Annotated in this window: 7 protein-coding genes and 1 pseudogene; 5 read left to right on the top strand and 3 right to left on the bottom strand. The window is 40.0% G+C overall.

What is annotated here, in order from left to right; genetic code table 11:
* Nucleotides 1–320 precede the first annotated feature (320 nt).
* From CWB78_RS05165 to CWB78_RS05145, 5 genes and pseudogenes are all read left to right on the top strand, one after another.
* Nucleotides 321–1,121 (top strand): annotated as a pseudogene (locus CWB78_RS05165) (VOC family protein).
* A gap of 116 nt (nt 1,122–1,237) precedes the next feature.
* Complete coding sequence (locus tag CWB78_RS05160) at nt 1,238–1,600, top strand: hypothetical protein (RefSeq protein WP_054202577.1); 363 nt, start codon at nt 1,238–1,240, stop codon at nt 1,598–1,600.
* Complete coding sequence (locus CWB78_RS05155; RefSeq protein ID WP_055012289.1) at nt 1,600–3,930, top strand: fatty acid cis/trans isomerase; 2,331 nt, start codon at nt 1,600–1,602, stop codon at nt 3,928–3,930. The genes CWB78_RS05160 and CWB78_RS05155 overlap by 1 nt, the downstream gene beginning before the upstream one ends.
* Nucleotides 3,931–4,046: 116 nt before the next feature.
* A complete protein-coding gene (locus CWB78_RS05150) occupies nt 4,047–5,771 on the top strand; it encodes a response regulator (protein ID WP_138594495.1) in 1,725 nt (574 codons plus the stop codon).
* A gap of 67 nt (nt 5,772–5,838) precedes the next feature.
* Nucleotides 5,839–7,290 carry an ATP-binding cassette domain-containing protein gene (locus tag CWB78_RS05145; protein ID WP_138594493.1) on the top strand — a complete coding sequence of 484 codons (1,452 nt, stop codon included), beginning with the start codon at nt 5,839–5,841 and terminating at the stop codon, nt 7,288–7,290.
* Between the two features lie 6 nt (nt 7,291–7,296).
* On the opposite strand, the gene CWB78_RS05140 is transcribed toward CWB78_RS05145, so the two are convergent.
* The 3 genes from CWB78_RS05140 to CWB78_RS05130 all read right to left on the bottom strand — a co-directional run bounded on the left by CWB78_RS05140 (nt 7,297) and on the right by CWB78_RS05130 (nt 10,462).
* Nucleotides 7,297–8,175 carry a TraB/GumN family protein gene (locus CWB78_RS05140; RefSeq protein WP_076918837.1) on the bottom strand — a complete coding sequence of 293 codons (879 nt, stop codon included), beginning with the start codon at nt 8,173–8,175 and terminating at the stop codon, nt 7,297–7,299.
* Between the two features lie 245 nt (nt 8,176–8,420).
* Nucleotides 8,421–8,792, bottom strand: a complete 372-nt coding sequence (locus CWB78_RS05135) for a diacylglycerol kinase (RefSeq protein ID WP_010390346.1) — start codon at nt 8,790–8,792, stop codon at nt 8,421–8,423.
* Nucleotides 8,789–10,462, bottom strand: coding sequence for a phosphoethanolamine transferase (locus CWB78_RS05130; RefSeq protein WP_138594491.1), 1,674 nt, complete (start codon nt 10,460–10,462; stop codon nt 8,789–8,791). The genes CWB78_RS05135 and CWB78_RS05130 overlap by 4 nt, the downstream gene beginning before the upstream one ends.
* Nucleotides 10,463–10,626 lie beyond the last annotated feature (164 nt).

The following is a 10,626-nucleotide window of genomic DNA, read 5'->3' as shown; positions in this document are numbered from 1 at the left end:
GCATTAAGCATTAAAAAAACCCGAGCTTAGTCTCGGGTTTTTTAATGCTTGAAGAAAAGTGATTAGCTATCAGCTTTTAGGTGCTCGGTGCTAATGTAAGCTAAGTAGCCTGAGTTAGTATCAACCCCGAGTAGAAGCCAGCGGTTTAAGAACCTCTGAATATCTATAGTTTAATATTTGAGCGCTGTTTTTTCATAGAAGGGAATATGACTATACGCTAAAACTCAGTAAAGACATGTCTATTCATTGAATAGCTATCGACTCTTATAGACTATTAGCCTAAGCTAAAAATAGCTTAAATTTACAACAGGAAATGGGCGATGAATAATAAAAATAATTATCCGCAAGGTATATTTTGCTGGGCTGAACTGTGTACTCATAATTGGAAAGATGGAAAAGCTTTTTATACCTCGTTGTTTGAATGGGGGAATGACGACCAGCCAATTGGCGAAGATGAATATTACACAATGCTTCAAAAGCAAGGTGACGATATTGCTGCCATGTACCAAATGCCTAAAGAGTAAGTGGACGATTCCACACCTAGCTACTGGCTTACCTATATTGCAGTAGATGATGTTGATACATGTGCAATTAAGGCGCAAAAGCTAGGCGCGCAAATTATAGCAGGCCCTCACAATGTTATGAATGCAGGGCGCATGTTAATGCTTAAAGACCCAACCGGCGCCATAGTGGCGTTATGGCAAGGTAAAGAGCACATAGGATGTCAGCGCCCTTGTGAGCTCGGCACGCCTTATTGGCACGAAATGGCAACGCGTGATAGCGAAGCGAGCCGTCACTTTTACTGCGAATTACTAGGTTGGCAAAGTGAAATAAAGCCTATGGAAGGTATGGATTACACCTTGTTCTTAGTTGCAGGTAAGCCTGTAGCGGGCATGCTACAAATGAATAATGAGTGGCCAGAAGACGTGCCTCCCCATTGGATGATTTACTTTGCCGTGGATAACTGCGATAGCTATGTAAAAAAAGCGGCGATCCTTGGAGGGCAAGTGTGCGTACCTGCTACAGATATCCCTGATGTAGGGCGTTTTAGTGTTATTTGCGATCCTCAAGGGGCTGTTTTTTCTATGATTGAATCGGCAATGGATGATATTAAAGCTTAGTAATTAGCAATGCTTAGGATTAATTTTAGGCTTTAGTATGGTTATTTAGTCGCAGTAATTATGTGCTTTTTTGCTATAATGGCGGTAATTACACCGCCAGTCAGCAAGAGAGTCCAATGGAACTTGAACAAGATAGCAATTTAACCCTCCCTTTATTTATTCTAGATGAGACACTAAGTACCCGTGACTTAGCGCAGCCTGACGTGGAAATTTCAGTTATTTTAAGTGATGAGCTACTGACTCAGCTATGCCAAAATCCCAGTGCTGACAGTAGTATTGGCATAAGCATTACGGACTATGAATTGAATGTCATCAATTCAAGCTTTTCAAGTGTAGTGCAAAGCGAACATGACGCTCAACTAACGCTCACCCAAGGCCCTCTATTAAGCGCTGTAGTGACTACAGTTGATGAGCTGACATTCGTATCACCTCAAGTTGATATGATGCCCACGTTCGATTTGGGCGATGAGGCAGAGTAATGAAAAAGATCATTATAAGTACATTTGTACTGATTATTTTAAGTGGCTGTGCCTACCTAGGAAATGCTCATTATAACGAACTGTTTGGTCCCGAAAAAACACAAGCGCGTATTGTTGACGCTAATAGTGGTGATGGCGCCGAATTTCTTCAACATGTAAAGCCTGTAATAGATACTCGCTGCGTGGTTTGCCATGGTTGTTATGATGCGCCTTGCCAGTTGAAGTTGTCGTCTCCTGAGGGAATAGATAGAGGGCTAAGTAAAGAGCTGGTGTACGATGGTACTCGGTTGTTAGCCTCAACGCCGAGCCGATTATTATTTGATGCAACCACCACTGAGCAATGGCGTGAAAAAGAGTTTAGCCCGGTATTAAACGAGCGAGCACAAAATGAAGAAGCCAATTTAGCCGGTAGTGTGTTATTTAACACGCTGGTATTAAAGCAAAGTTCACCTTTGCCAGAAGATGAAGTATTAGATGAACGCTTTGATTTTTCGCTTAGTCGCAACCAAAGTTGTGCGACCATGGGTGAGTTTGACCAATTAGCGGATGAGCAACCGCATGCGGGTATGCCTTATGGCTTACCAGGGGTGTCGGCTGCTGAATTTCAGCATCTACAAAATTGGATTAAAAAAGGTGGGAAAATGGCGCATATCAAGCCGCCATCAGCTGCTGAGCTTGCAAAGGTAAAAAACTGGGAAGCATTTTTAAATCAAGATGGTTTGAAGTATCAGTTATCAGCGCGTTATATTTATGAACATTGGTTTTTAGCGCACATCTATTTTAGTGATGCGCAATCACCAAACTTTTTTAAGTTGGTGCGTTCAAGCACTCCTCCTGGGGAAGATATTAAGTTAATTAGCGCTCGTCGCCCTTATGATAACCCAAATGTTGAGCGTGTTTATTATCGACTGCTTCACGACCGTTCTACTATTTTGTCAAAAACGCATTTGCCACTTAAGTTAACGGATGAGAAGTTAACGCGCTTATATCAGCAGTTCATCGCACCAAAATACACTGTATCTAGCTTACCAAGCTATGAGCCAGCACTTGCATCAAACCCATTTAAAACTTTTGAAGCACTGCCTATTGATGCTAAGTATCAATTTATGCTCGATGAAGCTGAGTTAATTATTATGGGCTTCATTAAAGGACCTGTTTGCCGTGGTCAAATAGCACTGAACGTGATTAATGACCATTTTTGGGTGGCATTTGCCGATCCTGAAAAAGTGGCGACTCCAGAGGTTGGTAAAATGCTAATGCAACATGAAGACGCATTAGAGTTACCAGCAGCCGAGGAGAGTAATGCGTTACCTATTTCTAACTGGGTAAAATACTCAGTTCGCGAAAAACGCTATTTAAAAGCCAAGGTAGAGCTAGCTAATAAAATGTTCAAAAATGGCGAGCACTTAACTACTGATTTACTGTGGAAAGGGGAAGGGCATAACCAAAATGCGGCGCTGACAATTTTTCGCCATTTTGATAGTGCAACAGTTGTAAAAGGGCTTGTTGGCCAGCAACCTAAAACGATGTGGGTACTTGATTATGCATTGTTTGAGCGTATTCACTACTTACTAGTGGCAGGCTTTGATGTGTATGGCAATATTGGCCATCAATTGATAACACGTTTATATATGGATTTTTTACGCTTGGAAGGTGAGCAAAACTTTCTTGCGTTATTACCAGAGTCACAACGCGAAGCTATTAAGCAAAGCTGGTATCGTAAATCACCGCCAAGTCTATCGACCTTTTTCGAAAATAACCGTGAGTTTAGTCAACCCAGCGGTATTAGTTACCAAACTGATAAGCCACAATCAGAGTTATATGGATTAATTAAACAAACGCTTGAGCCGGTATTAAGTCCTCGTTATGACTATAAAAAAGTACCCGCACCATTAAGTGCAATTAACACCATGCCCGCTAAAGCAATTAACTTACTCCCGCAGCTATCGTATGTGTTAGTAAAAGAGCAAGATGAGCACAAGGCTTATACGATTATTCATCATAACGCGCATTATAATATTTCGAGCTTATTAAACGAAGACGGCCAGCGTGCTTATGAAGAAGATACCGTGACAATTGTGCCAGGTTTTATTGGTGATTACCCATCAGCAATTTGGTATTTAAATAACCCGCAACAAGTTGCTGCATTTGCAGAGCAGCTACCGCTTATGCAAGTAGAGGCGGATTATCGGGCTTTAAAGTCTAAGTTTGCGATTCGTCGAACGCACCCTCAGTTTTGGCAATACAGCGATATATTACATCACGTTGCCCGCCAGTATCGAGGGGTTGAATTTGGTATGTTTGATTATAACCGCTTAGAAAATCGTTAATGATATTGTAAGTAGCCCAGCTTTTTAGTTGGGCTTTTTTATATCTAATAATTAGTGAATTAACTGATTAACTTGCTACAGTTAGACTAAAGTGAAAATAAAAAGCAGCTTGGTTTATGTTTAATATTGTAAAGAGTATTCGCACGCGTTATCGGTGGGCATTAATTGCTATTGCCTTGCTGATCAGCGTATCCGCACTACTCATGCAATACGTCTTTTCTGTGCAAAAATACGATGCGAAAATTATCAATATAGCGGGTAAGCAACGTATGCTGTCACAAAAAATAGCGTGGCATAGTAATGCGCTAATTAATCAAACAGCTAACAAAGAACTGCACCTGAAATCGTTAGTCCACTCACTTGGGCTATTCGAGCAAGGACATACTTTTTTACTCACTAAAAATGAGCAAGGTGAGGCGATTTATTTAAATGCTGCTTTAGTTGATTTATATTATGCCGCCCCAGGTAACCTAGATGCCGAGGTATCTAGTTTTATAAAGCAAGCAAAAAAATTACTGACCCAACAAGAACAAGCGAATCCCGTGATGTTTTCTGTGGGCGAGATTGAAGCATTATTAAAAAAATTAGACACCGCGGTGAGCTTATTTGAGCAGCAAGCGGTGACAAAGGTTAATTGGGTAGCTAATATTGAGCTGTTGTGTTGGTTTTTGACTCTAGCGTTATTGCTTATAGAGTTAAGATTTGTGTTTATGCCAATGGAGAGGCAAGTTTTGCAGACCCTGCTTGAGTATCAACAACAAAAAGAATTTGCCGAGCAAGTCAGTCAGAATAAAGAACATTTTATTGCACGCGCCAGTCATGAGTTTAGAACCCCGTTACAGGGATTAATTAGTTCTATAAATGAATTAAGCATTCCCAGCTCGCAACAACAAATTCAGCGTCAAGCTCAGTATTGTTCTGTTAGGCTGCTAGCGATGTTAGATGAACTTCAAGATTTGCAAGCGCTTAGTTTAAATCGCTGGTCGTTAAAGCCGACCTCAGACAACCTACTAACAACTTTAAACAAAATACTGGCGGTGTATCAATATGGCTGTACTGAGAAAGGGTTAAAGTTAATTACCGAGTTAGCGCCGAGCTTAGATTGCGCGGTGATTATAGATCACGCACGGCTACAACAAATTGTTTCTGAACTACTTAATAACGCATTAAAGTTTACTGAGCAAGGAGAGGTCACCGTCATTGCTACGCTCAATAACCATCGGTTAGAGTTAAGCATAAAAGACAGTGGTTGTGGCTTTAGCCACCCGGTTGGTCAGCTCGAATTAGATAACGATCAACAAAGTAACCATTTTCAAGGCCTCAGAACAGGGCTTACCCGCGTGCAATATATTGTTAATGCGCTTAATGGCGACATTCGTTTTGAGAATAATCATCCACAAGGCGCCATTGTATTTTTAAGCCTACCATTAGATATGGACACAAGCGAAACTAAGCCAACGCGCTTGCCTGATGATCTTAAGTGTTTAGTGGTTGAAGATAACCCGCTCAACATGTTGGTACTAACAAAGTTATTAAGTTCTTTGAACATACAGGTTGAATCGGCTGAAAATGGCAAAGTCGCTTGTGAAATGGCGGCTGAAAATAGCTATGATGTTATATTTATGGATTTAAATATGCCGGTTATGGATGGCTTTGAAGCCACAAAGCTGCTGCATGAAAAAGACAAAAAACGACCCATTATTGTGGTTACCGCAAACACTTCTGATAGTGATATAGCTCGCGCTAAAGCTTGTGGAGCAATAAGTCATATTCATAAACCCATAGATCAGCAAAGTATAATAGCGGCACTAAACGATGCTCTTCTAACAGAGGTTGATTAAATCTCACTTGCCTAATTGTTATTTTGTACGTTAATTTGAATTTTTAAGACTTATTTTGGTAGCTAGTGTGAGCTCAATTTTACTTCAGCAATTTAATGGTTATTTATCCACCGGTGGCAGTAATCGCTATTATATTAAGGATTTAACTTGGCAAGTAAAACAGGGGGAACACTGGGTATTGCTTGGCGGCAATGGCGCCGGTAAATCTGCGCTTGGGGCTACGCTTATTGGTGAAGCCAAGCAACAAAGTGGGCAACGCCATAGTACTTTTAATAATCTACAGTTAGTTTCAAGTGATTTACAAAAGCAGTTATTAAGCGCTAATCGCAAAAGTGATAAACCACAAAAAGTAACCGACATACTCTTTTCTGCGCCTGAAATAAATAGCGATTTATGCCAACAGCTAATTACGGCTCTTAATTTTGATGCCTTACTTAATCGTAATTTTACTGATTTATCGACCGGTGAAACACGTAAATTATTATTGATTAAAGCACTGTCTGCTAATAGTGATTTAGTTGTGCTTGATGAACCATTTGATGGCTTAGACACTGAATCGGCTAGGCAGTTAAACCGCCTATTAAAGCAACTGAGTACGCACACTTGCTTTGTGTTTGTACTAAACCGTGTTGATGAAATTCCTGCGTTTGTTGATCACTTTGCTTATGTGAGCAAGGGTCTTTTACAACATAGCTTAGCAAAACCGTGCGCAGCAAAACGAGCCGATTTGTTTAAGTTACTGCATTTAGAACATACATCTATAACTATTCCAGGTTCACCCGAGCCTACTTTTATTTCAAATGTAAACGCGCCACTCGTTAAGCTTACTGATACGCATGTACGTTATGGTGAACAGACTATTTTTGAAAACTTAAACTGGACGATTAAGCAACACCAACATTGGCAACTTACCGGCAAGAATGGCTCAGGAAAAACCTGTTTATTAAATTTAATCACCGGTGATAACCCTCAGTGTTATAACAATGAGATTGAGGTGTTTGGTTTCAAGCGTGGCACAGGAGAGAGTATTTGGGATATAAAACAGCATATTGGTTATATCTCTAATACCTTGCATTTACAGTATAGAGTGAGTATTTCGGCGCTCAATACTGTTATCTCTGGGTTTTTCGATAGTATTGGTTTATATCAACAAGCCAATGAGTTACAAATGCGGTTAGCGAAACAGTGGTTGGCACTAATTGGCCTTAGCGATAAAGCTAATTGCGCTTTTACTCAACTATCGTATGGCGATCAGCGCCTATTACTTATTGTACGCGCAATGGTCAAACACCCCGCCTTAGTTATTTTAGATGAGCCATGTTTAGGGCTTGATGAGGCAAATCGTCAACGCGTTTTACTGCTGATAGAAAAGGTGTGTGCGGCAAAAACGAGTACCGTTATTTATGTAAACCATCATGCAGCAGATACCATTAAAGGGATTGAACACACCCTAAAAATGGAAGATTTTAAACCAACTTACTATGAACAGCATACGGCTCATAGTGAGTCGATTATATAAGCTTGTTTATAACTGAGTCACCGTGAATCCTTGGTCACGCAGTTGTTTAATTAAGCCATGTTGCTCAACTAAATGCAGAGCACCTACCGCTATAAAAATATTGCCTTGTTCAAGTTTTGGGGTGAGCTGAGTGACCCAATTATTATTACGCTCAATTAGCATCACTTGTTCGCTTTGTTGGCCGTATTGGCTGTTATCAAAACTGGTGTGGTAGTAGCTGGTTAGGGTTTTCATATCGCCCTGTTTCCATGCATTTACTAGAGAAATAAAGTAGGTATTAATATCACTGAGTTGTTCAAAGGTTTCTGCCATCATAGCGTTGCTTAATGACTCTAACCCATTAAACATTTGTAGTTGCTGCTCTATGGTTTCAAGCTCTGCAATTTTAATATTATGCTGTTGGGCATAATCTAATATTTGCTTATCAATGCCATTTTTATCTGAATATCCTGCGTTTTGAAACTCAATTTGCATCATGGTTAACATCACAGCCCAAGGTTTAAAGCTGTTGAACATGGCAATATCAATCGACTTTTTAGCAAAGTAGTCTTTCAGGAGTTGATAATTTTCTGTCGACAGCTCACTCTGTAGTGTGCGCCCGTTATTAAGCAGCATATACGGCATAGAGCGTTGCTGCATTTGTAAAGGTGATAGCTTACTAATATCCACTTCAACAACCACTTGCTTGCTGTTATCCAGTGCGTGAGTCACTTTTTGTGGTAGCCCTTTCATGCTGGCATCACCTACATGCACGGTGCCAAATAAATACGAACTAGCGCCTTGTTTTTCTATTTTGAATATAGCAGGAGCTGCATAGCCATTGACACTAAATGCTAAAAAAACGAACGTTATCAATAAATGACTGATACGCAATGACACTTTCATAAAAAATCCTAGCCATGTTTAAGTTGTTTTATAAATACTAACTTAGTTTACTATATAGGTAACGTAAAAATGCCAGATTAAAAGCGCTATTGATACCAATTATTGCTGTAGGCCATGTTGCCAAAATTAGTCAAAGCGCGTTCACTTTGTTATGAACTCAAGGCGATTCGTGAAAAGCTTCATAGACTGAGAAAAAACACCACCATGACCTACGGCAGCACTAATGCTTTTTTTACTTTGGCAAATTAAGCCCATAAAACAGACCACCAAAGCAGAACGGTGATGAGCATGGCGATAAAGACACTGGCAGAAGCGATGTCTTTAGCTAGGCCTGATAGTTCATGATATTCGCTACCGATGCGATCAACCACCACTTCGACTGCGGTATTGACCAACTCAGCAAATAACACAAACAATAAGCTGGCAATTAATATTAACTTGCTACTTAAAGTAATTTCTTGCAAGCAGGCAAATACGCCTAGCAAACTAAATAAAACCAACTCTTGCTGAAAAGCAGCCTCAAATCGGCTCATCCATTTTAGGCCGTTAAATGTATGGCTTAAGGTAAAAATTAGGCGCATTAGGCCTTGGCGTTTTATAACGGTTTTATTATTCATATTTTAGCTTCGCTATGGTTAATCGTTTGACATGACGCGAGTAAATCTTCAGAGGTTTGGTAGGTTTTACTCACAACACCGGTTAAGTTTAAAAGGGTATGAAAAATAGCATCGTGTGATTGCGCTAAAGTGCTATTTAAATTGTTGAGACACTTGGCTGTAATGCGCTGATTATGCTCATCAGCCCAGATGTAAAGAGGCACATGGGTTTGAGTTGTTGGTGCAAATGCATAGGGAAAGCCATGTAAGTACGCACCATTTTCACCGAGCGACTCGCCATGGTCCGACACATACAGTAATTGCTTATCAATATTGGCTGGTAGTGCCTTTAACTGTTCAATAACTTGAGCGTTGATAAAATCACTATAAGCAATTGTATTATCGTAGGTGTTAACCAGTTCTTCAGCGTTACAGTTCTGAATATCGCTGCGGTCGCAGGTTGGACTAAACTGTTTAAATTTTTCAGGGTAGCGCTTAAAGTAAGTAGGGCCATGTGAACCCATCATATGCAGCACTATAAGCGTATTAGCCTGACTCAAGTTAGCAAGCTTGTGCTTTAGTGGGGTTAGCAACGCTTCATCAAAACAGTATTTACCATCACATAGTCCGGATGCTTTGCTATCAATATTAATGGTAGGTACGCGCGAGCAGACGTTTTTACAGCCACTGTTATTATCAACCCACAAGACATCTGCGCCTGCTTGCTGTATCAAATCAATCACGTTTTGCTGATTATCACTGTCTAAACGAGAAAAATTGGCATGAGTTTGCAGTGAAAACATACACGGTACTGACACTGCTGTGGCCGTGCCACACGACGATACATTATCGAAATAAGTGACATTATGTTTTTGTGTGTATTGGTTGGTATTGCGCTCATAGCCTTGGTAGGAAAAATTTTCAGCTCGTGCGGTTTCACCTACTACTATGACAGTAACTCGTGTTGTACTTGGCGATGCTAAAGTTGGTGTGGTATCAATATTTTTAAATTTAATATCGCTGTAAAGCAACTGGTCACGTGCATACTTATAGCCACTAGAAAGGTATTGAAATGGAATGATTTCTTTTTTCAATATACGGTTATTTCGACCTGTTGCCGCATAATCGGCGTAAAAGTTTACTACCACTAAAGCAATCAAAGCACCGCATGCTAGTAACAGTTTAATACGACTGAGTATTTCTTTGTGTGGGCGGGCACAGTTTACGTTTATACGACTCAAAACAAAGGCAGGTAATGCGCCAAAAAGCAGTAAAAAGCCAACAAGTTGCAAGTTTAAATAGCTTAACGCTTCACTAGAGTCCGTCTCTGCTGCGTTTTGTATCATTGAGTAATCAAATACCACTCCATAGTTTAATGAGCCGTAAAGTGCGGCACTTGAGAGCACGAGTAGTAAGTAGTTGATGGGTTTTAATAGCCCTCGAACAGACACCAAAGAAAAAAATATAACTAATAAACACACAAGTAGTAGCGGTACAGAAAATAGAAATAACCACGAAAATGTGTGCAGCGAAGTAATAGCGCCAAACGCACCATGCATAAATGGAATATTAATGATTAAGCCGTAATAGCATGCCATTAAAATAACAAATGCATTAGCGCTGCAGTTAAAGTAAAAACGCTTTTTGGTGTTTGCTTGCGATTGCTTACTGAGTTTGAAAATTGAATTCATAACACATCTCTTTTTAGTGAACGTTGTTATGCTAGGACGTCACACTTAAGAAACGCTTAAGAAGTCAATTTATTTTATTTTGTGAGCTATAAAATACAGCGGTTTGCTAAAAATTAATCAAACCATAATTCACCGTTATAAGAATAGTGAATTTCCTGAGTTGA

Source organism: Pseudoalteromonas sp. S1612 (assembly GCF_005887175.1).
GTDB lineage: Bacteria > Pseudomonadota > Gammaproteobacteria > Enterobacterales > Alteromonadaceae > Pseudoalteromonas > Pseudoalteromonas undina.
Note: the sequence above shows the minus strand (reverse complement) of the source record. Positions and strands in the feature narration are given on the sequence as shown.